Genomic DNA, 25,442 nt, shown 5'->3' on the forward strand with positions numbered 1-25,442 from the left:
CAAAGGCGTGGCGCGGCCTTGCATCGCCATGAGGCATAGGGCCTTCGCCCCATTTTCTTGAAACTGGTGCGATTAAATCGTACCATCACGGCTCATCATCGGGAGCCTATCATGGGTCAGGTCGACAAACGCAGCATCACGCTTTCGCCGGAACTGGCACAAGCGGTCGACGATGTGGTTGCGGCCGGAGAATATGCCTCGGCGAGTGAAGTGATCCGCGATGCGTTGCGACAGTGGAAGGACCGCCGTGACTTGATGGGCTACACGGTCGAGGAACTGCGCAAGCTGGTGCAGGAGGGGATCGACAGCGGGCCGGGCCGGTTCGCGTCGATGGATGAAATCAAGGCCGAGGCCCGCAGGCGGTTGCGATCCGACGACGCGGCATGAATGCTCTGACCATCCGCCGAAACGCGCGCGCGGAAGAGGATCTGGTTGCGATCTGGCTGCATATTGCGCGCGACAACGAGATTGCAGCCGACCGGTTGCTTGATCGTTTCGAGGTGAGATGGCTGCAACTGGCAGCTTACCCTTTCTCAGGCGCGCCGCGCGAGGACATAGCACCCGGTATTCGCCATCTCGTCGTCGGCGAATATCTTACCTTGTACCGGGTCAGCGCCGATGCCATCGAAATTCTTCGCGTGCTTCATGGTCGTCGCAACATCGAAGCCGATGACCTTGGCGCGTAGTCGATTTGTCAGCCGCTGATCCTGTCCAGGGAGGCCTCGATCGCCTTCCAGAGCTCTTCCACCGGCTCGCAGCCGACCGACAGGCGGACAAAGCCAGGCGGCACCGCGTCGCCTCGCTTCAAACGCCGCTCGGCTGAAGTGTGGACGCCTCCGAAAGAGGTCGCGGCCTCTATCAGTGGGCAAGTGTCGATGAAATCCTCGGCCTTCTGCTCGGAGGCGAGTTCGAACGAGATGAGAAAGCCGAAGCGCTCCATCTGGGCGCGGGCAAGGTTGTGCGAGGGATCGCCATCGAGGCCTGGAAAACGCAGGCCGCGCACCGCGCGATGTTCCTTCAGCCGTTGCGCGATCGTCTCGGCCGATGAGCACATACGGTCGAACCGTACCTCCAGTGTTTCGAGACCGCGATGCACCAGCCACGCCTCGAAAGGTCCGGGAATGCCACCGACCATTCCGCGCCAATCCGCCACCTTGGTGATGATATCGGCGTTGCGGCTGGCGACATGGCCGAACAGCACGTCGGAGTGACCGTTAACCGCCTTGGTGTCGGCGGAGACGACGGCATCGGCGCCGAAGTCTAGTGGACGCTGGCCGAATGGCGTCATCGTCGTGTTGTCGACGACAAGGATCGCGCCCTGTTCGCGGACAGCCTGGGAAACGGCCGAGATATCGCAAATGTCCAAGCGTGGATTGGATGGGGTTTCCATGAAGACCAACGAATAGCCTTCGAAGCCGCCGTCAAGGAAAGTCGGCATCGGTCGGACATCGAAGTTCACGCCCAGAGGCTTCAGGAAGCGTTCGGCCATCGCGCGCGTGGCGTGGTAGCCGTCCGCGGGCAAAAGCACGCGATCGCCCGATTTCAAAAGCGCGAAGAACACCGCGGAGATCGCGGCCATTCCAGAGGGGAAACTCACGCATTGTGCGTCTTCCAGGTGGCCGAGTACATGTTCCACGGCGCGCCAGGTTGGATTGTCGTAACGACCATATTGATCGATCCCGGTCTCGGTGCCCGGCGTGTGAAAGATCGAAGCCATGGTCAGCGGCAATGGGATCGGATCGCCCTTGGCGAAATCGCGGCTGCGCAAATGGGAAAGTTCGGCGGCGCGTGACCTTGCCGTCTCGGACATGAGTTCGATCCTTGTAATTGGCCGTGTCGTGCGGCGAAAGACGTCGCTCGACGCTATGCCCGGCAAAGGTCCTCGGCAAGGCGTGTCGAGTTGGGCCAGACGGCTCTAAACGCTTCGTTAGGCTTAATGGATCATAAAGACGAGACGTGCCGTGACGGCTGCGCTCGTCGGTCGAGATGCGCACGTCTGTGAAGCCTATTCCCGTTGACGCCCATAGTGCCCCATGATATCCCATTTCGACATCAAAGCCTTCGTTCCGCGTCAGGGTAAAGCGTACGCCAATCGGGCAGCCGCGGCGGCTGTGCGTTTGCCGGTTTTCGCCCGTGTGGACGAGGTGGGTGCGGGGCAGGGAACGCGCGGCGGTGGCGCGTGCGACACGATGAAGAGGGGTGCGGCGGCGCAAGCGGCTGTAACGCGTGATGGACCGGTTTCTGTCGAACACGGTGAGCAGGATCGATGCGAAGGGGCGGGTGTCCGTTCCCGCGCATTTTCGTGCCGTGGTGCAGAAGCGCGGCTATTCGGAACTCTATGCGCTGCGTTGCCTGGACCTGCCGGCGATGGATGTCGGCGGCCTCGATCTGCTCGACCGCTACGAGCAGCGCATCGCGCAGGAAGATCCCTTCCTGCAGACGGCGGACGACATGTCGTTCTTCTGCCATGGCGACGGAGCGTTCCTGAAACTCGACCAGGACGGCCGCATCACCATGACCGATTTCATTCGCGAACATACCGGCATCTCGGCGGAGGTGGCCTTTGTCGGGCGCGGCAATTTCTTTCAGATCTGGGAGCCTGGGCGGCTTGCGACCTACGGGGCGCAAGCGCGGGCCAGGCTTTTGCAGCTTCGGCAGGGGACGAAGGCTCACGAGGCCAAGGCTCACGAGGCGAAGGCTGGGGAGCGATCGGAATGACGGTGGGCCACGGCGATGATATCAACGCCGTTGGCGGATCGGTCCGCCACATTCCGGTCCTCCTTGGCGAAGTGCTGGAAGCGCTGGCGCCGGCGGAGGGCGACATCGTCATCGACGGCACGTTCGGTGCCGGCGGTTATACCAAGGCCATCCTGGCGTCCGGCGCGTCCGTGGTTGCGATCGACCGCGATCCGGATGCCATCGTGGCCGGCCGCGACCTCGAGGCGCGGTCCGGCGGCAGGCTGAGGCTGGTGCAGGCGCCGTTCTCGACGCTGGACGAACATATCGACAGCGCCGATGGCGTCGTGCTCGACATCGGCGTCTCCTCGATGCAGCTCGACCAGGCCGAGCGCGGCTTTTCCTTCCGCTTCGATGGCCCGCTCGACATGCGCATGGCGCAGGCAGGGCTCAGCGCCGCCGATGTCGTCAACAGTTTCAAGCCGGGCGACCTTGCCCGCATCTTCGGCTTCCTCGGCGAAGAGCGTCACGCCGGCCGTATCGCCCGCATGATCGAGGCGCGCCGGGAAAAGCGGCCGTTCGAGCGCACGCTGGAACTTGCCGACGCCATCGAGACGCATATCGGCCGCGCGCCCAAGGACAAAATCCATCCGGCGACGCGGGTCTTCCAGGCGCTGCGCATCTTCGTCAATGACGAGCTTGGCGAATTGGCCAGGGCCTTGCTGGCGGCCGAGCGCGCGCTGAAGCCGGGCGGGCGGCTCGTGGTGGTGACGTTCCATTCGCTGGAAGACCGTATCGTCAAACGCTTCATCGCCGACCGCGCCGACGCCATGACCGGTTCGCGCCATATGCCGGAAGCGCAGGCGCGCACCGCGACCTTCCGCAAGGCCGGCGGCGGCGTGACGGCTGATGACGCCGAGGTCGCGGCCAATCCACGCGCCCGCTCGGCCAGGTTGCGTGCGGCAATTCGCACCGAGGCTCCGGCGCGCAGCGGCGATTTTTCGATCTTCGGCCTTCCAAAGCTTCCCGGCATCGATCGGCCGGGGGAGAGGTAAGCACGTGTTTCGTACCAGCGACATTGTCCTGATCGCCGTCATGGTTTCGGCGGCGGCCTTGACCTACAAGGCCAAGCGCGAGGCCGAGGACCAGTTGGCGGCCGTGCAGAAGATCCATGCCCAGATACGCTACGAGGAGGACACGATCGACCTGCTCAAGGCCGACTGGAGCCTGCTCACCCAGCCGTCGCGGCTGCAGAAGCTGGCCGAGCTGTACAAATCGCAGCTCGCACTGGAACCGGTCAGTGGCCGCCAGATCGTGGGCCTGGGTGACCTGCCGGCCAAGGCCCTCGACATCCAGGACATCCTGAACGGGCGCCAAGGTGCCATGGCCGACAATGCCGACAAGGCGCCCGCGGGCGACAAGGATCCCGTCGTGACCGGAGACATCGCCCAATGATCGGCAAACTGCTGAAGCGCTTCGCCACGGCACGCCGCGCCAGGACGGGCGAGGACAGGTCGATCGTGGTCGAAGGCGCCCGCAAGGCGACAGGCGGCAAGGGCAAGGCACGCATCGTCATGACCATGGCGGTGTTTTTCGGCATCTTCTCGACCATATCGGGGCGGCTGGTCTATCTCGGTTTCCAGACTCCCGACCTGTCGGGCGGTCCGCAGAGCCGGGTGACCGCCTCACGTCCCGACATCGTCGATCGCAACGGCGAGGTGCTGGCCACCGACATCAAGACGGCGTCGCTGTTCGCCGAGCCGCGCCGCATCGTCGATGCCGACGAGGCGATCGAGAAGCTGTCCACGGTGCTGCCGGAGATCGATTACGAGCAGACCTATCACAAGCTGAAGAGCGGAGCCGGCTTCGTCTGGCTGCAGCGGCAACTGACGCCCAAGCAGCAGGCCGACATCATGCAGCTTGGCATTCCCGGTTTCGGCTTCCGCACCGAAAAGCGTCGTTTCTATCCGAGCGGCGAGACCTCGTCCTACATTGTCGGCCTGACCAACATCGACAACCAGGGCATCTCCGGCATGGAGAAATACATCGACGAGCAGGGGCTTAGCGACCTGCAGGCGTCGGGCTTGGCGGTGGCCAAGGATCTCAGGCCGGTGAAGCTTTCGATCGATCTGCGGGTCCAGCATGTGGTGCGCGACGAGATCGCCGCCGGCCTGGAGCGCTATCGCGCCATGGGCGCGGGCGCCGTCGTGCTCAACGTCAAGACCGGCGAAGTGGTGGCCATGGCCTCGGTGCCGGATTTCGATCCGAACAATCCCTATAATGCGCAGGACAAGGATCGGCTCAACCGGATGTCGGCGGGGCTCTACGAAATGGGCTCGACCTTCAAGAGCTTCACGTCGGCCATGGCGCTCGATTCCGGCAAGGCGACGATGTCGAGCCGCTTCGACGCTTCGCATCCGATCCGGGTCGGCCACCAGGCCATTCACGATTTCCACGGCAAGAACCGTGTCCTGTCGCTGCCGGAGGTGTTCCTCTATTCCTCCAACATCGGGTCCGCCAGGGAGGCCGAGCTGGTCGGCATCGAGGCGCATCGCGAATTCCTGCATCGCCTCGGCATTCTGGAAAAGATGCAGACCGAACTGCCCGAAGTCGCCCGTCCGACCGAGCCGAAAGTCTGGAAGCAGGTCAATTCGTTCACCATCGCCTTCGGCCATGGCGTGTCGACGACGCCGCTGCAAGCGGCCGTCGGCTGCGCGGCGCTGGTCAATGGCGGCTTTCTGATGCCGCCGACCTTCCTGGTCCGCAGCCAGGAGGATGCGATGGCGGCGGCCAAGAAAGTGGTCAGCGAAAAGACCGTCGAGGGCATGCGCTACCTCTATTCGCTCAACGCCGAGAAGGGGTCGGCCAGAAATGCCCGGGTTCCCGGTTACCGCGTCGGCGGCAAGACCGGAACGGCCGAGAAAGTCATCAACGGCCGTTACTCGAAAGACTTGAATTTCAACACCTTCGTCGCCGCCTTCCCGATGGACGATCCGCAATATCTGGTGTTCACGATCGCCGACGCCCCGCATCCGGAAAAGCCTGGGATGACCGACGTCGCGGCCAACAATGCGGGGGTCATGGCCGGCAATATCATCAGGCGTTCAGCGGCCATGCTTGGCGTGAAGCCAGATTTCAGCCATGAAAATGGTGCAACGCTGGTTTCCTATCAGTGATTCTTAGGGCGCGCCGGCAACTGCGCGCTATTTTGTTGCGGTGAACGGGACTCGATGAAGCTCAAAGATCTAGCCGGTATCCTGCCAGTCGAAGGAACAGCTTCCGCCGATCTGGAGGTTACCGGCATCTCGTCGGATTCCCGCCAGGTAAAACCGGGCGTCGTCTTTTTCGCGCTCGCCGGAACAAGGGCCGATGGCGCGAGCTACGCCGCCGACGCGGCCCAGCGTGGCGCTGCCGCGATCGTCGCGGGCAAAGGCAGCGGCCTTGGCGATTTGCGGGTTCCGGTGCTGGCGGTCGATGATCCGCGCCTGGCATTGGCGTTGAGCGCCGCCCGCTACTTCGGCAACCAGCCGCAAACCATGGTCGCGGTGACCGGCACCAGCGGTAAGACGTCGGTCGCGGCCTTCACCAGGCAGATCTGGGAGCAGGCGGGATACGCCGCCGCCTCGATCGGCACCACCGGCGTGGTGGCGCCCGGCCGCAACGAATATGGGTCGCTGACGACGCCGGATCCGGTCGCCCTGCACCAGTTGCTCAGGGAATTGGCGGATGCCGGCGTTACCCACGCCTCGATGGAGGCCTCCAGCCACGGGCTCGACCAGCGCCGCCTAGACGGCGTCAAGCTTGCCGCCGGCGGTTTCACCAACCTCGGCCGCGACCACATGGATTACCATCCGACCATTGAGGATTATCATCGCGCCAAATTGCGCCTGTTCGATACGCTGCTGCCGAAGGGCGCGCCCGCGATCGTCTTCGCCGACGATCCGTGGTCGGAACCGACGATAAAAGCGGCGCGAGCCGCCGGGCTCGACGTGCTGACGGTCGGCCGCCATGGCGATTTCCTCAGGCTGAAGCGGGTCGAGCATGAACGTCATCGCCAGCGTGCCGAGGTCGAGGCCGACGGTGTGATCCACGAGATCGACCTGCCGCTCGCCGGTGATTTCCAGATCGCCAATGCGCTGGTTTCGGCGGGACTTGCCATTTCCACTGGAACGCCTGTCGCCAAGGCCTTGGCGGCACTGGAGAAATTGAAAGGCGCGCCGGGCCGGCTCGACCTCGTCGGCACCACGGCGGGCGGCGCGCCGGTCTATGTCGACTACGCTCACAAGCCCGATGCGCTGGAGAACGTGCTGGCCTCGGTGCGTCCGTTCACCACGGGGCGCGTGATGGTCGTGTTCGGCTGCGGCGGCGACCGTGACCGGGGCAAACGGCCGATCATGGGTGAGATCGCGACACGGCTCGCCGATGTCGTCATCGTCACCGACGACAATCCGCGCTCGGAAGTGCCCGAAACCATCCGCGCCGCCATTCTTGCCGCGGCGCCCGGCGCCATCGAGATCGGCGACCGGCGCAAGGCAATCCACGAGGCAGTCGCCATGCTGCATGCCGGCGACACGCTGATCGTGGCCGGCAAGGGGCATGAGGAAGGCCAGACCATCGGTTCGCAAACCCTGCATTTCTCCGACCACGAGGAAGTGCGCGCCGCGCTCGGGGAGCGCGCCGCATGAGTTTGCTGTGGACTTCGGAAGCGCTGGTTGCCGCCACGGACGGGCGGCCTCTCGGCCCCATGCCGGAAGGCATATCGGGGATTTCGATCGACAGCCGCAGCCTGCAGCCGGGCGATGCCTTCTTTGCCATCAAGGGCGAGGCGATGGATGGCCACGACTTCGTCACCGCGGCCATCAAGGCCGGCGCCGGCGTGCTGGTGGTGGCGGAAGGCAAGCTGCCGTCTCTCGGCCGGCTGACGGCGCCGATCATCGTCGTCGAGGACGTCCTGGTGGCGCTGGAAAAGCTCGGTGTCGCCGCGCGGACGCGCTCGCAGGCCAAGGTCATCGCGGTCACCGGATCGGCGGGCAAGACCACCACCAAGGAGGCGCTGCGCCACGTGCTTTCATCCGTCGGCAAGGTGCATGCCTCGGCGCAGTCCTTCAACAACCATTGGGGCGTGCCGTTGACGCTGGCGCGCATGCCCGTCGACTGCGACTATGCCGTGTTCGAGATCGGCATGAACCATCCCGACGAGATCCGGCCGCTGGTGAAGATGGTGCGGCCGCACGTCGCCATCGTCACCATGATCGCGGCCGCGCATCTCGGCTTCTTCAAGAATCTGGACGAGATCGCTAAGGCCAAGGCCGAGATTTTCGAAGGGCTGGAGCCCGACGGTGCCGCCGTCCTCAACCGCGACGATGCGCGTTTCAAGCTGCTGGACAAGATGGCTCAGGCCGCCGGCGTCGAGCATGTCTATGGCTTCGGCGAGAATGCACGCTCGACCTTCAAGCTCACCAAGTGCGAGTTGCACGCCGACCATTCCGACATCGCCGCCAGGATCAGCGGCCACGACATGATCGCGCGTATCGGAGCGCCCGGCCGGCACATGGTGCAGAATGTGCTGGCGGTGCTGGGTGCCGCGCATCTGGTCGGCGCCGATCTCGACAAGGTGGCGTTGGCGCTGGTTGATCTCTCCGCCGAGCGCGGCCGCGGCAAGCGCCATGTGCTGCGCCATTCCAAGGGATCCATCACGCTGATCGACGAGAGCTACAACGCCAATCCGGCCTCGATGGCGGCCGCCATGGCGCTTCTCAACGCAACCCCGGTGACGGGCGAGGGCAGGCGCATCGCCGTGCTTGGCGACATGCTGGAACTCGGCGACCATTCGGCCAAGCTGCATGCCGCGCTTGCCGATCTCATCGTCGGCACGGGCACGCGCACCGTCTTTCTCGGCGGGCCGGAAATGCGCTCGCTGGCGGACGCGCTGCCGGGCGATATCGAGACGGAATACCGCGCCGGCGTCGAGGAGTTGAAGCCGGTGCTGCTCGCCGCGCTGAAGCCGGGCGACGTGGTGATGATCAAATCGTCGAAGGGCATCGGTTTTGCAAAACTGGTCGATGCGCTGCTGGGCAAATTCCCGGCCGAGACGACAACCAGCAACCAGACCTAGTCGGGGGACGAAAACGCATGTTCACACTGCTGGTCGATTTCGCGGACAAGGTCTCCGTCTTCAACGTCTTCCGCTACATCACGTTCCGCACCGGCGGGGCGCTGATCACTTCGGCGCTGATCGTCTTCATCTTCGGGCCGACCATCATCAATTCGCTGCGGCTCCGGCAAGGCAAGGGCCAGCCGATCCGTGCCGACGGGCCGCAGACCCATTTCAAGAAGGCCGGTACGCCGACCATGGGCGGACTGATGATCCTGTCCGGCATCATCGGCTCCTCGCTTTTATGGGCGAACCTGTCGAGCATCTATGTCTGGGTGGTGCTGCTGGTGACGCTGGGCTTCGGCTCGATCGGCTTCTACGACGACTACCTGAAAGTGACCAAGCAGTCGCATCTGGGCTTCTCCGGCAAGGCGCGGCTTGGTCTTGAATTCATCATCGCCGGCATTGCCGCCTGGGTGATCATGCACAACGGCCAGGCGCCGTTCTCGTCGTCGCTGACATTCCCCTTCGCCAAGGAATTCATCGTCAATCTCGGCTGGTTCTTCATTCCGTTCTCCTGCTTCGTCATCGTCGGCGCCGGCAATGCGGTGAACCTGACCGACGGTCTCGACGGCCTGGCGATCGTGCCGATCATGATCGCTGCGGCGTCGTTCGGCGTCATCGCCTACCTCTCGGGCAACGCGGTGTTCGCCGAATATCTGCAGATCCATTTCGTGCCCGGCACCGGTGAACTGGCGGTCGTGCTTGGCGCGGTCATCGGCGCCGGCCTCGGCTTCCTCTGGTTCAACGCGCCGCCGGCGGCGATCTTCATGGGCGACACCGGGTCGCTCGCCATGGGTGGCCTGATCGGCACTGTCGCGGTGGCGACCAAGCACGAGATCGTGCTGGTCATCGTCGGCGGCCTGTTCGTGGTCGAGATACTCTCGGTCATCATCCAGGTCGGCTACTTCAAGATGACCGGCAAGCGGGTGTTCCTGATGGCGCCGATCCACCATCATTTCGAAAAGCTCGGCTGGACCGAAAGCCAGGTGGTGATCCGCTTCTGGATCATCGCTGTCATCCTGGCGCTGGTCGGCCTTTCCACCCTCAAGCTCAGATAGGCTGCCCTTTGATCCCCGCCGCATCCTTCGCAGGCAAGCGCGTTTCGCTCTTCGGGCTGGGTGGCTCGGGGATCGCCACGGCGCGCGCGCTGATCGAGGGGGGCGCTGATGTTCTGGCCTGGGACGACAATCCCGACAGCGTCGCCAAGGCCGCCGCCACCGGCATCGCCACCGCCGACCTGCGGGGCGCCGACTGGGCGAAATTCTCGGCCTTCGTGCTGTCGCCCGGCGTGCCTTTGACGCATCCCAAGCCGCACTGGACGGTGGAGCTCGCACGCGGCGCCGGCGTCGAGGTGATCGGCGACATCGAACTGTTCTGCCGCGAACGGACCCTCGGCGCGCCGACCGCTCCCTTCATCGGGATAACCGGCACCAACGGCAAGTCGACGACGACCGCGCTGACGGCGCATATCCTTCAAGCCAACGGGCGCGACACGCAGATGGGCGGCAATATCGGCCGCGCCGTGATGACGCTCGACCCGCCGAAGCCCGACCGGCACTATGTGGTCGAATGCTCGTCCTACCAGATCGACCTTGCGCCCTCGATCAATCCGACGGCCGGCATCCTGCTCAATCTGACGCCCGACCATCTCGACCGTCATGGCACCATGCAGCACTACGCCTCGATCAAGGAGCGGCTGGTGGCGGGCAGCGAAACGGCGATCATCGGCGTCGACGATTCCTGGTGCGCGCAGATCGCCGAGCGGCTGGAGCGGGCGGGACGGCAGGTCATCCGCATTTCCAAGCGTCTGCCGCTGACCGACGGCTATTTCGCCGACGGCACCAATCTGATGGAAGCCGTGCATGGCCGCTACAGCCGTGTCGCCTTCCTCGACGGCATCGGCTCGCTGCGCGGCCAGCACAATGCGCAGAACGCGCTGGCCGCCGTCGCTGCTTGCCTCAGGGTCGGCCTCGACCTCGGCGAGATCCAGTCGGGGCTCGAAAGCTTCCCGGGCCTTGCCCATCGCATGGAGCAGGTCGGCCGCAAGGATCATGTGCTGTTCGTCAACGATTCCAAGGCGACCAATGCCGATGCGGCGGCACCGGCGCTGTCGAGTTTCAACCGCATCTACTGGATCGCCGGCGGGCTGCCCAAGGAAGGCGGCATCGAGCCGCTGCGCGGCTTCTTCCCGCGCATCGCCAAGGCCTATCTGATCGGTGAGGCCGCACCCGCCTTTTCGGCGACCCTGGGCGAGGCCGTGCCCTACGAAATCTCGGGCACGCTGGCCGCGGCTGTCGACCACGCCGCGCATGACGCTGCCAAAGACGAAAGCGGCGAGGCGGTGGTGCTGCTCTCGCCGGCCTGTGCCAGTTTCGACCAGTTCAAGAATTTCGAGGTTCGCGGCGAAGCCTTCAGGCAAGCTGCGAGCGCTATAGATGGCGTCAAACCCATCGGAGGGGCACGATAATGCAGAGCCGTCTCGACAAAAGTCCGGTCGCAACCTGGTGGTGGACGATCGATCGCTGGTTCCTGGCGGCATTCCTGTCGCTGATGGGGCTCGGCATCGTCTTGTCCTTCGCGGCAAGTCCCGCGGTCGCCGAACGCATCGGCCTCGACAGCTTCCACTTCGCGACCCGGCAGATCATCTTCACCGTACCGGCGCTCGGCGTGATGCTGGCTGTCTCCTTCCTCGATTCCAGAGAGATCCGGCGCATGTCGCTGATCATGCTGTGCCTGATGCTGGTGCTGATGGTGGCGGTGCTCTATGTCGGCGTCGAGGTGAAGGGCGCGCGCCGCTGGGTGTCGCTCGCCGGCCTGTCGATCCAGCCTTCGGAATTCCTCAAACCGGCCTTCGTCATCATGTGCGCCTGGCTGTTCGCCGAGCACAAGCGCCAGCCTGACATTCCCGGCAATCTGTTCGCCATGCTGCTGCTGGTGCTGGTCGTGTCGCTGCTGGTGGCGCAGCCGGACCTCGGCCAGACCATGCTGACCACCGGCACCTGGGGCATCATGTTCTTCATGGCGGGGCTGCCCTGGATGTGGATCATCGTGCTCGGCGGCTTGGGCGTCGGTGGCGTGTTCGCCGCCTACACGGTGTTCCCGCACGTTGCCCTGCGTATCGACAAATTCCTGACCGGCGAGGGCGATACGTTCCAGGTCGATATGGGCCGCGAGGCACTGATCAACGGCAACTGGTTTGGTGTCGGGCCGGGCGAGGGAACCGTCAAGCGCATTGTTCCGGACGCTCACACCGATTTCGTCTTCTCGGTCGCCGGTGAGGAGTTCGGGCTGATCATGTGCTTCTTCATCATGTCGCTCTTCGCCTTCATCGTGCTGCGCGGCCTCAATGCTGCGATGAAGGAGCATGACGACTTCACCCGCTATGCCGTCGGAGGGCTCGTCACGGTCTTTGGCTTGCAGGCCGTCATCAACATGTGCGTCAACCTGCAACTGATGCCGGCCAAGGGCATGACGCTGCCCTTCATCTCCTATGGCGGCTCCTCGCAGATCGCGATCGCCATCTCCATGGGCATGGTGCTGGCGCTGACGCGCAAGCGGCCGGAAAAGCGCAAGCAGATGGGCTTTACGCTGCCGCAGCGCGCCATGCCGGCGGAGTGACATGGCCAGAGGCGTTATTCTTCTGTGCGCGGGCGGCACCGGCGGACACCTGTTTCCAGCCGAAGCGCTGGCGCACGAACTGATCGAGCGCGGCTGGTCGGTGCATCTGGCGACCGATACCCGCGCCGAGCGGTTTGCGGGCCATTTCCCGGCCGCCGCCATCCATCCGATCCAGTCGGCGACGATGGGGTCGAAAAATCCGGTCGCCCTGCTTGGCGCCTTCTGGAAAATCTGGCGCGGCGTGCGGCAGGCCTCCGCCATCATCGGCAGGATCAAGCCGGAGGCCGTGGTCGGCTTCGGCGGCTATCCGACCCTGCCGCCGCTCTACGCGGCGACGCGCCGTAAGGTGCCGACGCTGATCCACGAGCAGAACGCCGTGATGGGGCGCGCCAACCGGGCGCTGGCCGGCCGTGTCGATGCGATCGCCGGCGGCTTCCTGCCGCAGGACGAGAGTGCGGCCGGTGCCAAGACGGTGACGACCGGCAATCCGGTCAGGCCGGCTGTGCTCGAAGCAGCCAGAGGACCTTACACGGCTTCGACCGGGGACGAGCCCTTCCGCCTGCTGGTGTTCGGCGGCAGCCAGGGCGCGCAATTCTTTTCCGATGCCATGCCGGGGGCGATCGCGCTGCTTTCCGATGCACAACGCAAGCGATTGCTGATCACGCAGCAGGCGCGCGCGGACGACGTGGCGCGGGTGAAGGCGGCCTATGCCGCCCTTGGCGTCGCCGTCGAGGTTTCGCCCTTCTTCACCGACATGGCGGCGCGCATTGCCGCGGCGCATCTTGTAATCTCGCGTTCCGGCGCCTCGACCGTGTCGGAGATCGCCGTCATCGGCCGGCCGGCGCTGCTGGTGCCTTACCCCTATGCGCTCGATCACGACCAGGCGGCCAATGCGGCGGCCCTTGCCGCGGCCGGCGGCGGCGAAGTGCATGCGCAATCCTCGCTTTCGCCCGAGCGCATCGCGGCATTGCTCGGCGCCCTGATGGACGAGCCGGAGCGGCTGGCGACGATGGCTGCCGCGGCCAGGTCGGTCGGCAGGCCCGACGCGGCGCGGTTGCTCGCCGACCTCACAGAGGCTATTGCGTCCCGCAAAACAGTATCGGATTTCAGGAAGGGGACGCACGCATGAAGATGCCGCAGACCATCGGCCTTGTGCATTTCATCGGCATTGGCGGCATCGGCATGAGCGGCATCGCCGAGGTGCTGCACAATCTCGGCTACAAGGTGCAGGGGTCCGACCAGGCCGACAGCGCCAATGTGCAGCGGCTGCGCGACAAGGGCATTGACTGCTTCGTCGGCCACAAGGCGGAGAATCTCGGCGATGCCGAGGTCATCGTCGTTTCGACGGCGATCAAGAAATCCAATCCGGAACTGAAGGCCGCGCGGGAGAAATTGCTACCCATCGTCCGCCGCGCCGAAATGCTGGCCGAGCTGATGCGCTTCCGCCAGGCCGTCGCCATCGGCGGCACGCATGGCAAGACGACGACGACCTCGATGGTGGCGACCTTGCTGGAGGCCGGCGGGCTCGATCCGACCGTCATCAATGGCGGCATCATCAATGCCTACGGCACCAATGCCCGCATGGGCGACGGCGAGTGGATGGTGGTCGAGGCCGACGAGAGCGATGGGACCTTCCTCAAGCTGCCGGCCGACATTGCCGTCGTCACCAACATCGATCCCGAGCATCTCGATCACTATGGCAGCTTCGACAAGGTGCGCGAGGCGTTCCGCCAGTTCGTCGAGAACGTGCCGTTCTACGGCTTTGGCGTGATGTGCACGGACCACCCGGAAGTGCAGGCGCTGGTCGGCCGCATCGAGGACCGGCGCGTCATCACCTATGGCGAGAACGCGCAGGCCGACGTGCGCTTCACCAACCACCGCATGGCGGGCGCCACTTCGGAGTTCGACGTGGTCATCCGCGACCGCAAGGGGCGCGGCCAGACGACGATCGCGGGCCTGCGCCTGCCGATGCCTGGCCTCCACAACGTCTCCAACGCCACCGCGGCGATCGCCGTCGCGCACGAGCTCGGCCTGTCGGCCGAGGCGATCAAGAAGGGCCTGTCGTCCTTCGCCGGCGTCAAGCGCCGCTTCACCCATACCGGCTCCTGGAACGGCGTCGACGTGTTCGACGACTATGGCCATCACCCCGTCGAAATCTCGGCGGTGCTGAAGGCGGCGCGCAGCGCCACCAAGGGGCGTGTCATCGCCATTGCCCAGCCGCACCGCTTTACCCGGCTGCATGATCTGTTCAACGAGTTCTCCGCCTGCTTCAACGACGCCGATACGGTGATGGTGGCTCCGGTCTACGCTGCCGGCGAAGAGCCGATCGACGGCGTGACATCGGATGCGTTGGTGTCGCGCATCCGCGCCGGCGGTCATCGTGATGCCCGCTACATCGAGGGGCCGGCCGATATCGCGCCGATCATCCGTGAGCTGGCGAAGCCTGGCGACTTCGTGGTCTTCCTCGGCGCAGGCAACATCACCCAATGGGCCTATGCGCTGCCGAAGGAGCTCGCCGCCTCATGATGAACGGCCAGGCCATGATCGACAGACTTGGCGACCGGCTTGCAGGCCTGCGCGGCCGCGTCACGCCGAATGCCGAGATGGACAAGATCACCTGGTTCCGGGCAGGCGGCCTTGCCGAGGCGCTGTTCCAGCCGGCGGACGAGGAGGACCTTGCCGCGTTTATGCGCGCGGTGCCGGAGGAAATCCCGCTGACCGTTGTCGGTGTCGGATCGAACCTTCTTGTGCGCGACGGCGGTATTCCCGGTTTCGTCGTCAGGCTTTCGGCCAAAGGATTTGGCCAGATTGAAAGAGCGCCTAGCGGTGCGATTAAGGCAGGCGCCGCTGCCCCAGACAAACGCTTGGCCGCGTTTGCCCTGGAGGAAGGCATTGGCGGCTTCCATTTCTATCACGGCATTCCAGGTGCCATCGGTGGTGCGCTAATTATGAACGCCGGCGCCAACGGCGTGGAGACACGCGAACGGGTTGTCGAGCTGCAGGGTGTGAATCGCAAAGGCGATATCGTGACCTTCCTGGCCGAAGACATGGAATATTCCTATCGACATTCGGCAGCGACACCGGGCGTGATTTTTACGTCGGCATGGTTCGAGGGGTATCCAGAGGACAAGGCGACGATCAAGGCGGCGATGGACGCCGTGCAGAACCATCGCGAGACCGTGCAGCCGATCCGTGAGAAGACGGGCGGCTCGACCTTCAAGAATCCGGAAGGCACTTCGGCCTGGAAGGAAATCGACAAGGCGGGCTGCCGCGGCCTGATGATCGGCGGCGCGCAGATGTCGCCGATGCACTGCAACTTCATGATCAACACCGGCACCGCGACCGGCTACGACCTCGAATATCTCGGCGAGACGGTGCGCGCGCGGGTGCTGGAACATTCCGGCATCCGGCTGCAGTGGGAGATCAAGCGCATCGGCAATTTCCGCTCCGGACACGCCGTGCAGGAGTTCCTCGGCCAGCTGCTTTAAGGTGGCTTGAAGTTCACGTGATGGATGAACTTCAACACGTTCTCAAAAGCCTCGAAACCGTTGCTGCAAAGACTCAGCGAGACGGTTTTCGCATCCATTTTCTCACAAAGTGAATCTCTCGGAATCATAGGCACTTGCCAGTGAATCAACTCTCTGATTCTCTGCTCCAAAGCGTTTCCTGATTTGAGTCGTTCGACGCGTTACCCGCGTTTTCCGTCTGGGGGGCAACCTGCCGGGAGACTCGGACTCAATGTTGCGGAAATCTTGGTTTTTTTGGTCCGCCATGAGAGGGGATGACGGGGAATGAAGAACAAGCATGTGGCCGTATTGCTGGGAGGTTTCTCGTCCGAGCGGCCCGTGTCCCTGTCTTCCGGAAAGGCCTGTGCCGATGCGCTCGAACAGGAAGGCTACCAGGTCACCCGCGTCGATGTCGGGCGCGATGTCGGCTCGGTGCTTGCCGAGCTTCGGCCCGACGTCGCCTTCAATGCGCTGCACGGACCTTTCGGCGAGGACGGCACCATCCAGGGCATCCTCGAATATCTCGGCATTCCCTATACTCATTCGGGCGTGCTCGCCTCGGCTCTCGCCATGAACAAGGAGCAGGCGAAGAAGATCGTCAAATCGATCGGCGTTCCCGTTGCCGAATCGAAGGTCGCCAATCGCTTCTCCATCCAGAACAAGCATCCGATGAAACCGCCCTATGTGGTCAAGCCGGTCAGCGAGGGCTCGAGTTTTGGCGTCGTCATCGTATCGGAAGGGCAGTCGCATCCGCCGCAGGTCATCGGGTCGTCCGAGTGGAAATATGGCGATACGGTCATGGTCGAGCGCTACATCCATGGACGCGAGCTGACCTGCGCCGTCATGGGCGACGTGGCGCTGGGCGTCTGCGAGATCATCCCGACGGGCCATTCCTTCTACGATTACGATTCAAAATATGTCGCGGGCGGATCAAAACACGAATGCCCCGCAAAAGTTTCACCGAATATTTACCAAAAAATACAGACACTGGCGCTCAAGGCTCACCAAGCTGTCGGCTGTCGGGGCGTTTCCCGGTCGGACTTCCGTTATGACGATCGTCACTCCGAAAATGGCGAGGTTGTATGGCTCGAGGTCAACACTCAGCCGGGCATGACGCCGACGTCTCTGGTGCCTGAAATTGCCGCCCATGCCGGGCATTCGTTTGGTGAACTGTTGAGTTGGATGGTGGAGGACGCTTCGTGTCTGCGTTGAAATGGGGACAGGGCAAGGTGAGGGGCGCGGCCGGGCCGTCGCTGTTCGGCCTGCCATTGTCGCTGGACCATTTCGTTCTGCCGCGCGTGCTTCGCCGCCCGGCGCGCATCCTGACGCGTCTGGGTGACGGCGAATTCCAGGCGCCACGATTCTCCGCCGCGATCATGTCGGCGGTGCTTCTGGCTTCGAGCGGAGCCTATGGCTCCTATATTGGCGGCCATGCCGACGGCATCATTCAAAGCATCACCGCCCGCACCGGTTTTGCCGTCGACCAGGTCAAGGTGGTCGGCAACCGTCAGACGTCGGAGATCGATATTCTCGACCGGCTCGAACTGGATGGCTGGACGTCGCTGATCGGCTTCGATGCCGAGGCCGCGCGCGAGCGCATCGCGACCTTGCCGTGGATCGAGGTCGCCGCGGTGCGCAAGGTCTATCCGCACACGCTGGAAGTGCGCGTCGAGGAGCGCGAGGCCTTTGCGCTCTGGCAGCAAGGCAGCGATCTCTCGGTCATCGAGAAGGATGGCGCCATCATCGCGCCGTTCTCGGGCGGCAAACAGGTACTGCTGCCGCTGTTGATCGGCACCGGCGCGCCAGCCAAGGCGCCCGATTTCATGGCCAAGATCGAACAATATCCCGACCTCGCAAGCCGCATCAAAGGCTATATCCGTGTCGGCGAGCGGCGCTGGGATCTGAAGCTCGAAAACGGCATTACCGTCAAGCTGCCCGAGGATGACGAGGATCAGGCGCTCGCCGAACTGGTCAAGATGGATCATGACAAGGGGTTGTTGTCGCGCGACATCGCCGCTGTCGACATGCGTCTTTCGGACCGGCTGGTCGTGGAGCTGACGCCCGAAGCGGCAACCCAGCGCGAGGCCGCGCTCAACGAGAAGCCGAAAACCCTCAAGCGCAAGCCGGAGACGAAGATATGAGCTGGCTTGGCGGTTCTGGCGATGCCTCGTCGCGCCGGTCCGGCACCCTGACGGTGCTGGATGTCGGCTCGAACAAGGTCTGCTGCATGGTGGCGAAGCTGAAGCCGAACGATGACGGCAAGCTTTTGCGCGGCCGCTCGCACCGGATCCAGGTGATCGGCATCGGCCACCAGAAATCGCAAGGCGTGAAATCGGGCGTGATCGTCGATCTCGACCGCGCCGAACATGCCATTCGCCTCTCCGTCGACGCCGCCGAACGCATGGCCGGGCTGACGGTCGATTCGCTCATCGTCAACATGACCGCCGGCCGGCTGAAGAGCGAAAGCTTTTCCGCGACGATCAATCTTGGCGGCCACGAGGCCGACGAGGCCGATATCAAGCGCGTGCTCGGCGCCGGTGCCAAGCAGGCGCTCAAGGCCGAGCGCGAAGTCGTCCATTCGCTGCCCGTCGGCTTCTCGCTGGATGCCGAACGCGGCGTGCGCGATCCGCGCGGCATGGTGGGCGATGCGCTTGGCGTCGACATGCATGTGCTGACCGGCGATGCCGCGCCGATGCGCAATCTGGAGCTTTCCATCAACCGCTCGCATCTGTCGGTCGAGCGCATGGTGGCAACGCCCTATGCCAGCGGACTGGCGGCCCTGGTCGACGACGAACTGGAATTGGGTGCCGCCTGCATCGACATGGGCGGCGGCACGACCACGATCTCGGTGTTTTCGGAAGGCAAGTTCGTGCATGGCGACGCCATCGCCATCGGCGGCAACCATGTGACGCTCGACATGGCCAAGGGGCTCTCGACCTCGCTCGAAGCCGCCGAGCGGCTGAAGGTAATGCATGGCTCGGCGCTGCCGGGCCGCGCCGCCGCCCGCGACCTGGTCTCGATCCAGCCGATCGGCGACGATGGCGACGTGCCGCTGCAGATTCCGCGTTCGGTGATGACACGCATCGTGCGCGCCCGTATCGACGAGACGCTCGAACTCCTGCGCGACCGGTTGAACAAGTCCGGCTACGGCAATGCGGTCGGCAAGCGCGTCGTGCTCACCGGCGGCGCCAGCCAGTTGGCCGGCCTGCCCGAGGCGGCACGCCGCATCCTGGGACGCAATGTGCGCATCGGCCGCCCGCTCGGCGTGGCGGGCCTGCCGGAAGCGGCGAAGGGACCGGCCTTCTCGGCCGCGGTCGGGCTTCTGATCTATCCGCAGATGGCGAGCTTCGAGAGCCATCCGGCGAAGGGCATTTCCGGTCTCAGGATGACTGGAACGGGTGGAAAACTGCATCGCATGAGTCAGTGGTTGAGAGACAGTTTCTAATTGACGGGGACAGCCCCATAGGCGGCCGCGGCGGCGAAGCGGCGTGAAAGGCAAAGGACGGAGACAATGACCATCAATCTGCAGAAGCCGGACATCACCGAGCTCAAGCCGCGCATCACCGTGTTCGGTGTCGGCGGCGGCGGCGGCAATGCCGTGAACAACATGATCACCGCCGGACTGCGCGGTGTTGAGTTCGTCGTGGCCAACACCGACGCGCAGGCGCTGACCATGTCGAAGGCCTCGCGGCTGATCCAGCTTGGCGCGCATGTCACCGAGGGGCTCGGTGCCGGCTCGCAGCCGGAAGTCGGCCGCGCGGCGGCGGAAGAGTGCATCGACGAGATCCTCGACCATCTCACCAACACCCATATGTGCTTCGTCACCGCCGGCATGGGCGGTGGCACCGGCACGGGTGCTGCTCCCGTGGTTGCCCGCGCAGCCCGCGAGAAGGGTATCCTGACCGTCGGCGTCGTCACCAAGCCGTTCCACTTCGAAGGCCAGCGCCGCATGAAGACGGCCGACTTCGGCATCGAGGAGCTGCAGAAGTGCGTCGACACGCTGATCGTCATCCCCAACCAGAACCTGTTCCGGCTGGCCAATGACAAGACCACCTTCGCCGACGCCTTCGCGATGGCCGACCAGGTGCTTTACTCCGGCGTTGCCTGCATCACCGACCTGATGGTCAAGGAAGGCCTGATCAACCTCGACTTCGCCGACGTGCGTTCGGTGATGCGCGAGATGGGCAAGGCGATGATGGGCACCGGCGAGGCTTCGGGTGAGGGCCGTGCAATGGCCGCCGCAGAAGCCGCTATCGCCAATCCGCTGCTCGACGAGACCTCGATGAAGGGCGCCAAGGGCCTGCTGATCTCGATCACCGGCGGCCGCGACCTGACCCTGTTCGAGGTCGACGAAGCGGCGACCCGCATCCGCGAGGAAGTCGACCAGGACGCCAACATCATCCTCGGCGCCACGTTCGACGAGGAACTCGAGGGCGTCATCCGCGTCTCGGTGGTCGCGACCGGCATCGACAAGTCGGCGGCTGAAATCGCCGCGGCGCCGATCTCGATCCGCACCGCGCCGCCGAAGCCGGCCGCCCGTCCGACCGTTGCCGCGGTGGAGAGCCGGCCGGCGCCGGTCCAGCAGACGGTGTATGAGCCGCGTGCCGTCGATCCGGTTGCCGAAGCCATCCAGTTGGCCGAAGCGAATGCCGCCGCCATGGCGCAGGCGCGTCCGGCACCGGTCGCCCATGCGGACGATTTCCGCCCGCAGAGCAAGATCTTCCAGGCGCCGCCCGCACAGCCGCAACCGATGCCTCAGCCTGTCCAGCAGATGATGCAGCCGGCCCCGCAGCCGCGCGAGATGCTGCGCGAGGTCCAGCAGCCGGTGGCGATGGCGCCGCAGCGCATGCCGCGCGTCGAGGACTTTCCGCCCGTCGTGAAGGCCGAGGTGGATGCCAAGAGCCGTCCATCCGACCATGAGAACAGCGGCCCGATGGGTCTCCTGAAGCGCCTGACCAATGGCCTGACCCGCCGCGAAGAAGAGCCTGCACGGCTGCAGCCGGCGCAGCCGCGCGAGCCCAAGCTGCGCCAGGCCGCACCGGAAGTGCGCCGCCTCGCCAGCCAGGACGCCCAGCTCTATGCGCCGCGCCGTGGCCAGCTCGACGACCAGGGCCGCCTGACGCCGCAGACCAGGGCGACTCAGGATGACGATCAGCTGGAGATTCCGGCGTTCCTGCGCCGCCAGGCCAATTGAGCGGTTAACGGACTGTAACAACTGTTAACAGGCAGGCAAGAAATTGCTTGCCTGTTAACGTTTAAAACGCTGCGTAATCAATCGGTTATGATGCCGTACATGTTCAAGTTCGCGGTTACAACTAGTAAGAAACCGTGATTTGGAGTCTCCCTGCCGGGACATTATCTTCGCTGCCTACCATAGTCGGTTTGCCGGGATTCGGGGGAAGTGGCCCTGCCAGCCGATTTAACAAGAGCCGCGCCCTCGGGCTGGAGAAGCGGACCTAGGCATTACGGGCTCATGGGGATTGTCTTGCACGACCACCAGACGACAGTGAAGACGCGCGCGTCGCTTACAGGCACCGGCGTTCACAGCGGCAAAGAAGTTTCCATCAGTTTCCTGCCCGCGGATGCCGATACCGGCATCGTGTTCCAGCTTCTCAATGGCGACGGGCAGGGCCGTGAGTTCCGCGCCCTGTTTTCCGAGATCGGCGCCACCGACCTTTGCACCATGCTTGGCGATCCCTCGGGCGAGCACATCGCCACGGTCGAGCACATCATGGCCGCCCTGTTCGGGCTCGGCATCGACAATGTCGTCATCGAGATCGACGGTCACGAGGTTCCCATCCTCGACGGCAGCGCCATGGCGTTCGTGGAAGCCATCGACCAGGCCGGCATCGAGGTGTTGGCCGTCAAGCGCCGCTATATCAGGGTGGTCAAGCCGGTTCGCATCGAGAACGGCGCCTCCTGGGCCGAATTCAGGCCCTATGACGGCACCCGCTTCGAGGTCGAGATCGATTTCGAAAGCCCGGCGATCGGCCGTCAGCTCTTCGCCTCCGACATCAATGCCGACATTTTCCGCCGCGACATCGCACGGGCCCGCACCTTCGGCTTCATGAAGGACGTCGAGCGGCTGTGGGCCGCCGGCTATGCGCTGGGATCCTCGCTGGAAAACTCCCTGGTGATCGGTGATGACAACCGCGTCATCAATATGGGCGGCCTGCGTTATCCCAACGAATTCGTGCGCCACAAGACGCTCGACGCCATGGGCGACCTGGCGCTGGCCGGCGCGCGCTTCATCGGCTGTTTCCGCTCCTATCGCGGTGGGCACAGGCTGAACGCCGCCGCGCTGCGTCGCCTGTTGTCGGACCGCACGGCCTTCGAGATCGTCGAGACGACACGCCGCGAACGTGGCCGCGCGGCGGAAATGAGTGCCGTCAATGCGCCGCTCTACGCGCCCTGGATGATCTGATTTTCTTCATTTTTCTCGGATATGCTGGTGGTGCGAGTGTTGCAGTAATGCACCATCCGCCAGCGAAATCGCAGGGATGCGCCGCCGCTGACGGGCTGCCACAAAAATGCGCGATTGGCTGGACATAGCGTTGCCGGGCAAGGCGGTTATGGTTTATGGCTGCTGCCGTCGATTAGTGCATATCGCTCAAAAGTGGGGACCAGTTTTGGGAGAACTGCATGCAAATGGCACGAAAATAACGCCGAAAGGGCGCAATCCAATCATGTTTTTCAAGCGAGTCGGTCAATCGAAGGCGCCGCAGCGGTCTGTTTTCCTGGCGCTTTCGGTGGTTGTTCCATCGCTCTTTCTGTCGGCCTGCATGTCGTCCGAGAAAGACATCGACCTGTCGACCTATGTCGACCAGACCGAACCGGCCGACGTTCTCTACAATCAAGGCCTGGCCAATCTGAATGCCGGCCGCCTGGATGAGGCGAGCAAGAAGTTCGACGCGGTCGACCGCCAGCACCCCTATTCGGAATGGGCCCGCAAATCGATGGTGATGGGCGCGTTCGCCGACTATCGGAAAGGCAGCTACGACGACGCGATCCAGTCGGCAAAGCGCTACCTGGCTCTCTATCCGTCGACGGATGACGCACCCTATGCGCAGTACATCATCGGTCTCAGCTACTATCGCCAGATCAAGGACGTGACGCAGGACCAGAAGGAAGCACGCCAGACCGTGCAGACGATGCAGGACCTGGTGACGCGCTGGCCGACGTCGGAATATGTCGACGACGCCAAGGAAAAGATCCGCTTCGCCAACGACCAGCTCGCCGGCAAGGAAATGCAGATCGGCCGCTATTATCTGGAGCGTCGCGAATACATCGCCGCCGTCAAGCGCTTCCGCACTGTCGTGGAGAATTACTCCAACACGCGCCATGTCGAGGAAGCGCTCGCCCGCCTCACTGAAAGCTACTATGCGTTGGGCTTGACCTCCGAGGCCCAGACGGCGGCCGCGGTGCTGGGTACCAACTATCCAGACAGCTCGTGGTACAAGGATTCCTACAAGCTGCTGCAGAGCAACGGGCTGGCGCCGCGCGAAAATGCCGGATCGTGGATATCCAAGGCCGGGAAGCTGATCACCGGCGCCTGACCGCGGAAGCTCCGAGCGAAGCGCGCGCAACGCGCTTTTCGGATTGATCCGAAGCCCAAACAAAAAGATAGTGCGGCGCTGCGACTCCACTGTCGGGCGCCGCCTTAAATCTTTTGTTTTCGTGCCTGTCGTTATCCCGAAACCGGGTCCACTCTTGGGCGGCATGCAATAGGTCCGGTTTCTCATGCTTTCCAGACTGTCGATCCGAGATATCGTCCTGATCGAAAAGCTGGACATCGACTTCCAGCCGGGTCTTTCCGTGCTGACCGGCGAAACCGGCGCCGGCAAATCCATCCTGCTCGATGCCCTGTCGCTGGCGCTCGGCGCGCGCGGCGATGCCTCGCTGGTGCGCCATGGCGCCGCCCAGGGCCAGGTCATTGCCGTGTTCGATGTGCCGCGCAACCATCCGGTGCGCGCGCTGCTCGCCGAAAACGCCATCGAGGATGATGGCGACGTGATCCTGCGGCGCGTGCAGACGGCGGACGGCCGGACCCGTGTGTTCGTCAACGACCAGCCGTCCAGCGTGACGCTGATGCGCGATGTCGGCCGCGCGCTGGTCGAGATCCACGGCCAGCATGACGAGCGCGCCCTGGTCGATCCCGGCGCCCACCGCGACGTGCTCGATGCCTTCGGCGGCCATCTCGGCGCCGTTCGTTCGACGGGAGAGGCATGGCGGCACTGGCGCGCCTGCGAGCAGGAGCTGACGCGCCATCGCGCCAAGGTGGCGGCCGCCGCGCGCGAGGCCGACTATCTGCGCGCCGCGGTGGCCGAACTGACCAAGCTCGATCCGCAGCCCGGCGAGGAAACCGAACTTGCCGAGCTGCGCGCCCACATGATGCGCGCCGAGAAGATCGCCTCCGAGATCCACGACGCGCAGGACGTGCTTTCGGGTCCGTCCTCGCCCTTGCCGCAACTGGCCAGCCTGCTGAGGCGGCTGCAGCGCAAGGCAACGGAGGCGCCCGGCCTGCTCGAGGACGTGGTCAAGTCGCTCGATGAAGCCATGCTGTCGCTCGACGCCGCGCAATCGGGCGTCGAGGCCGCGCTTCGCGCCACCGAGTATGACCCGCAACGGCTGGAGAAAGCCGAAGAGCGGTTGTTTTCGCTGCGCGCGGCGTCGCGCAAGCACAGCGTCGCCGTCGACGATCTGGCACAGCTGCGCGACACGATGGTTGCCGATCTTGCCGATCTCGATGCCGGCGAGGAGCGCCTGCATGGGCTGGAAAAGCAGGCGGCCGCCGCGCGCGAAACCTACGATATCGCCGCCGCGCAGCTATCCTCGCTTCGCCATGCCGCGGCGGTCGGCCTGACCAAGGCGGTGATGGCCGAACTGCCGGCGCTGAAGCTCGAACGCGCGGCCTTCATCGTCGAGATGAAGAGCGAGGCCGACAGCCGCATGGAGGAGGGTATCGACCAGATCGAGTTCTGGGTGCGCACCAATCCCGGCACGCGGCCCGGGCCGATGATGAAGGTCGCCTCCGGCGGCGAGCTGTCACGCTTCCTGCTGGCGCTGAAAGTGGCGCTTGCCGATCGTGGTTCGGCGCCGACGCTGGTTTTCGACGAAATCGACACCGGCGTGGGCGGGGCGGTGGCCGACGCCATCGGCCAAAGGCTGGCGCGGCTGTCGAAGCGCGTCCAGGTGCTTTCCGTCACCCACGCGCCGCAAGTCGCGGCGCGGGCGGCGACACATTTCCTGATCTCCAAATCGGGCGGCACCGACCGCGTGGCGACCGGAATTGCCGAGATGGACAGGTCGGCGCGGCAGGAGGAGATCGCCCGCATGCTGGCCGGCGCCACGATCACCGACGAGGCGCGCGCCGCCGCCGAGCGGCTGCTGCGCGAGAATACAAACGCGGCATAAGACTATCGGGCGTCATGGGGCGAGTCAGGATATGGCTCCATCCTGCTGTTCAGGAATGATCTTTTCCGAAA

General features: G+C 64.3%; 22 protein-coding genes. 21 read left to right on the forward strand and 1 reads right to left on the reverse strand.

What is annotated here, in order from left to right; translation table 11 throughout:
* The first annotated feature begins 111 nt into the window (after positions 1–111).
* The gene (locus LB569_RS12110; protein ID WP_140615618.1) at positions 112–387 is read left to right on the forward strand and encodes a type II toxin-antitoxin system ParD family antitoxin; all 276 of its coding nucleotides are present in this window, start codon (positions 112–114) and stop codon (positions 385–387) included.
* Positions 384–686, forward strand: coding sequence for a type II toxin-antitoxin system RelE/ParE family toxin (locus tag LB569_RS12115; protein ID WP_224692449.1), 303 nt, complete (start codon positions 384–386; stop codon positions 684–686). The genes LB569_RS12110 and LB569_RS12115 overlap by 4 nt, the downstream gene beginning before the upstream one ends.
* A gap of 8 nt (positions 687–694) precedes the next feature.
* On the opposite strand, the gene LB569_RS12120 is transcribed toward LB569_RS12115, so the two are convergent.
* Positions 695–1,810, reverse strand: a complete 1,116-nt coding sequence (locus LB569_RS12120; RefSeq protein ID WP_224692450.1) for a cystathionine gamma-lyase — start codon at positions 1,808–1,810, stop codon at positions 695–697.
* 419 nt (positions 1,811–2,229) lie between these two features.
* On the opposite strand from LB569_RS12120, the gene mraZ reads away from it, so the two are divergent.
* From mraZ to recN, 19 genes are all read left to right on the forward strand, one after another.
* Positions 2,230–2,718 carry a division/cell wall cluster transcriptional repressor MraZ gene (gene mraZ / locus LB569_RS12125; protein WP_140702253.1) on the forward strand — a complete coding sequence of 163 codons (489 nt, stop codon included), beginning with the start codon at positions 2,230–2,232 and terminating at the stop codon, positions 2,716–2,718.
* Positions 2,715–3,731 carry a 16S rRNA (cytosine(1402)-N(4))-methyltransferase RsmH gene (gene rsmH / locus LB569_RS12130; RefSeq protein WP_224692451.1) on the forward strand — a complete coding sequence of 339 codons (1,017 nt, stop codon included), beginning with the start codon at positions 2,715–2,717 and terminating at the stop codon, positions 3,729–3,731. Before mraZ ends, rsmH begins: the two co-directional genes overlap by 4 nt.
* Positions 3,732–3,735: 4 nt before the next feature.
* Positions 3,736–4,131: a hypothetical protein gene (locus LB569_RS12135; RefSeq protein ID WP_140701922.1), complete on the forward strand. Its 396-nt coding sequence runs from the start codon at positions 3,736–3,738 to the stop codon at positions 4,129–4,131.
* Complete coding sequence (locus LB569_RS12140; RefSeq protein WP_224692452.1) at positions 4,128–5,852, forward strand: peptidoglycan D,D-transpeptidase FtsI family protein; 1,725 nt, start codon at positions 4,128–4,130, stop codon at positions 5,850–5,852. Before LB569_RS12135 ends, LB569_RS12140 begins: the two co-directional genes overlap by 4 nt.
* A gap of 54 nt (positions 5,853–5,906) precedes the next feature.
* Complete coding sequence (locus tag LB569_RS12145; protein ID WP_224539899.1) at positions 5,907–7,361, forward strand: UDP-N-acetylmuramoyl-L-alanyl-D-glutamate--2,6-diaminopimelate ligase; 1,455 nt, start codon at positions 5,907–5,909, stop codon at positions 7,359–7,361.
* Positions 7,358–8,791, forward strand: a complete 1,434-nt coding sequence (locus LB569_RS12150) for a UDP-N-acetylmuramoylalanyl-D-glutamyl-2,6-diaminopimelate--D-alanyl-D-alanine ligase (RefSeq protein WP_224692453.1) — start codon at positions 7,358–7,360, stop codon at positions 8,789–8,791. The genes LB569_RS12145 and LB569_RS12150 overlap by 4 nt, the downstream gene beginning before the upstream one ends.
* Positions 8,792–8,808: 17 nt before the next feature.
* Positions 8,809–9,891 (forward strand): phospho-N-acetylmuramoyl-pentapeptide-transferase, encoded by a 1,083-nt coding sequence (gene mraY / locus LB569_RS12155; RefSeq protein ID WP_140701918.1) that lies wholly within the window; start codon positions 8,809–8,811, stop codon positions 9,889–9,891.
* A gap of 8 nt (positions 9,892–9,899) precedes the next feature.
* Positions 9,900–11,300 (forward strand): UDP-N-acetylmuramoyl-L-alanine--D-glutamate ligase, encoded by a 1,401-nt coding sequence (murD, locus tag LB569_RS12160; protein WP_224692454.1) that lies wholly within the window; start codon positions 9,900–9,902, stop codon positions 11,298–11,300.
* On the forward strand, positions 11,300–12,451 hold the full coding sequence (ftsW, locus tag LB569_RS12165; protein WP_140701916.1) for a putative lipid II flippase FtsW: 1,152 nt from the start codon (positions 11,300–11,302) through the stop codon (positions 12,449–12,451). The genes murD and ftsW overlap by 1 nt, the downstream gene beginning before the upstream one ends.
* Before the next feature lies 1 nt (position 12,452).
* On the forward strand, positions 12,453–13,580 hold the full coding sequence (gene murG / locus LB569_RS12170; RefSeq protein WP_224692455.1) for an undecaprenyldiphospho-muramoylpentapeptide beta-N-acetylglucosaminyltransferase: 1,128 nt from the start codon (positions 12,453–12,455) through the stop codon (positions 13,578–13,580).
* The gene (murC, locus tag LB569_RS12175) at positions 13,577–14,977 is read left to right on the forward strand and encodes a UDP-N-acetylmuramate--L-alanine ligase (RefSeq protein ID WP_140701914.1); all 1,401 of its coding nucleotides are present in this window, start codon (positions 13,577–13,579) and stop codon (positions 14,975–14,977) included. Before murG ends, murC begins: the two co-directional genes overlap by 4 nt.
* Positions 14,974–15,939, forward strand: a complete 966-nt coding sequence (gene murB / locus LB569_RS12180) for a UDP-N-acetylmuramate dehydrogenase (protein ID WP_140701913.1) — start codon at positions 14,974–14,976, stop codon at positions 15,937–15,939. Before murC ends, murB begins: the two co-directional genes overlap by 4 nt.
* A gap of 303 nt (positions 15,940–16,242) precedes the next feature.
* Complete coding sequence (locus tag LB569_RS12185; protein WP_224692456.1) at positions 16,243–17,169, forward strand: D-alanine--D-alanine ligase; 927 nt, start codon at positions 16,243–16,245, stop codon at positions 17,167–17,169.
* Positions 17,157–18,098 (forward strand): cell division protein FtsQ/DivIB, encoded by a 942-nt coding sequence (locus LB569_RS12190; RefSeq protein WP_224692457.1) that lies wholly within the window; start codon positions 17,157–17,159, stop codon positions 18,096–18,098. The genes LB569_RS12185 and LB569_RS12190 overlap by 13 nt, the downstream gene beginning before the upstream one ends.
* Positions 18,095–19,402, forward strand: a complete 1,308-nt coding sequence (gene ftsA / locus LB569_RS12195; RefSeq protein ID WP_224692458.1) for a cell division protein FtsA — start codon at positions 18,095–18,097, stop codon at positions 19,400–19,402. The genes LB569_RS12190 and ftsA overlap by 4 nt, the downstream gene beginning before the upstream one ends.
* A 66-nt stretch (positions 19,403–19,468) precedes the next feature.
* The gene (gene ftsZ / locus LB569_RS12200) at positions 19,469–21,151 is read left to right on the forward strand and encodes a cell division protein FtsZ (RefSeq protein ID WP_224692459.1); all 1,683 of its coding nucleotides are present in this window, start codon (positions 19,469–19,471) and stop codon (positions 21,149–21,151) included.
* Between the two features lie 279 nt (positions 21,152–21,430).
* Positions 21,431–22,381 carry a UDP-3-O-acyl-N-acetylglucosamine deacetylase gene (lpxC, locus tag LB569_RS12205; protein ID WP_224559489.1) on the forward strand — a complete coding sequence of 317 codons (951 nt, stop codon included), beginning with the start codon at positions 21,431–21,433 and terminating at the stop codon, positions 22,379–22,381.
* A 262-nt stretch (positions 22,382–22,643) separates the two neighbouring features.
* Positions 22,644–23,513: an outer membrane protein assembly factor BamD gene (locus tag LB569_RS12210; protein WP_140701907.1), complete on the forward strand. Its 870-nt coding sequence runs from the start codon at positions 22,644–22,646 to the stop codon at positions 23,511–23,513.
* 184 nt (positions 23,514–23,697) lie between these two features.
* On the forward strand, positions 23,698–25,371 hold the full coding sequence (gene recN, locus LB569_RS12215) for a DNA repair protein RecN (RefSeq protein ID WP_224692460.1): 1,674 nt from the start codon (positions 23,698–23,700) through the stop codon (positions 25,369–25,371).
* Positions 25,372–25,442 lie beyond the last annotated feature (71 nt).

Origin of the sequence: Mesorhizobium sp. BH1-1-4 (assembly GCF_020165665.1) — a bacterium.
Classification (GTDB): domain Bacteria; phylum Pseudomonadota; class Alphaproteobacteria; order Rhizobiales; family Rhizobiaceae; genus Mesorhizobium.

What these genes read in the sequence shown, in the direction of transcription:
- LB569_RS12110 (WP_140615618.1), top strand. Translation starts at nt 112, where the DNA reads ATGGGTCAGGTCGACAAACGCAGCATCACGCTTTCGCCGGAACTGGCA.
- LB569_RS12115 (WP_224692449.1), top strand. Translation starts at nt 384, where the DNA reads ATGAATGCTCTGACCATCCGCCGAAACGCGCGCGCGGAAGAGGATCTG.
- LB569_RS12120 (WP_224692450.1), bottom strand. Translation starts at nt 1,810, where the DNA reads ATGTCCGAGACGGCAAGGTCACGCGCCGCCGAACTTTCCCATTTGCGC.
- mraZ (WP_140702253.1), top strand. Translation starts at nt 2,230, where the DNA reads ATGGACCGGTTTCTGTCGAACACGGTGAGCAGGATCGATGCGAAGGGG.
- rsmH (WP_224692451.1), top strand. Translation starts at nt 2,715, where the DNA reads ATGACGGTGGGCCACGGCGATGATATCAACGCCGTTGGCGGATCGGTC.
- LB569_RS12140 (WP_224692452.1), top strand. Translation starts at nt 4,128, where the DNA reads ATGATCGGCAAACTGCTGAAGCGCTTCGCCACGGCACGCCGCGCCAGG.
- LB569_RS12145 (WP_224539899.1), top strand. Translation starts at nt 5,907, where the DNA reads ATGAAGCTCAAAGATCTAGCCGGTATCCTGCCAGTCGAAGGAACAGCT.
- LB569_RS12150 (WP_224692453.1), top strand. Translation starts at nt 7,358, where the DNA reads ATGAGTTTGCTGTGGACTTCGGAAGCGCTGGTTGCCGCCACGGACGGG.
- mraY (WP_140701918.1), top strand. Translation starts at nt 8,809, where the DNA reads ATGTTCACACTGCTGGTCGATTTCGCGGACAAGGTCTCCGTCTTCAAC.
- ftsW (WP_140701916.1), top strand. Translation starts at nt 11,300, where the DNA reads ATGCAGAGCCGTCTCGACAAAAGTCCGGTCGCAACCTGGTGGTGGACG.
- murG (WP_224692455.1), top strand. Translation starts at nt 12,453, where the DNA reads ATGGCCAGAGGCGTTATTCTTCTGTGCGCGGGCGGCACCGGCGGACAC.
- murC (WP_140701914.1), top strand. Translation starts at nt 13,577, where the DNA reads ATGAAGATGCCGCAGACCATCGGCCTTGTGCATTTCATCGGCATTGGC.
- murB (WP_140701913.1), top strand. Translation starts at nt 14,974, where the DNA reads ATGATGAACGGCCAGGCCATGATCGACAGACTTGGCGACCGGCTTGCA.
- LB569_RS12185 (WP_224692456.1), top strand. Translation starts at nt 16,243, where the DNA reads ATGAAGAACAAGCATGTGGCCGTATTGCTGGGAGGTTTCTCGTCCGAG.
- ftsA (WP_224692458.1), top strand. Translation starts at nt 18,095, where the DNA reads ATGAGCTGGCTTGGCGGTTCTGGCGATGCCTCGTCGCGCCGGTCCGGC.
- ftsZ (WP_224692459.1), top strand. Translation starts at nt 19,469, where the DNA reads ATGACCATCAATCTGCAGAAGCCGGACATCACCGAGCTCAAGCCGCGC.
- lpxC (WP_224559489.1), top strand. Translation starts at nt 21,431, where the DNA reads ATGGGGATTGTCTTGCACGACCACCAGACGACAGTGAAGACGCGCGCG.
- LB569_RS12210 (WP_140701907.1), top strand. Translation starts at nt 22,644, where the DNA reads ATGTTTTTCAAGCGAGTCGGTCAATCGAAGGCGCCGCAGCGGTCTGTT.
- recN (WP_224692460.1), top strand. Translation starts at nt 23,698, where the DNA reads ATGCTTTCCAGACTGTCGATCCGAGATATCGTCCTGATCGAAAAGCTG.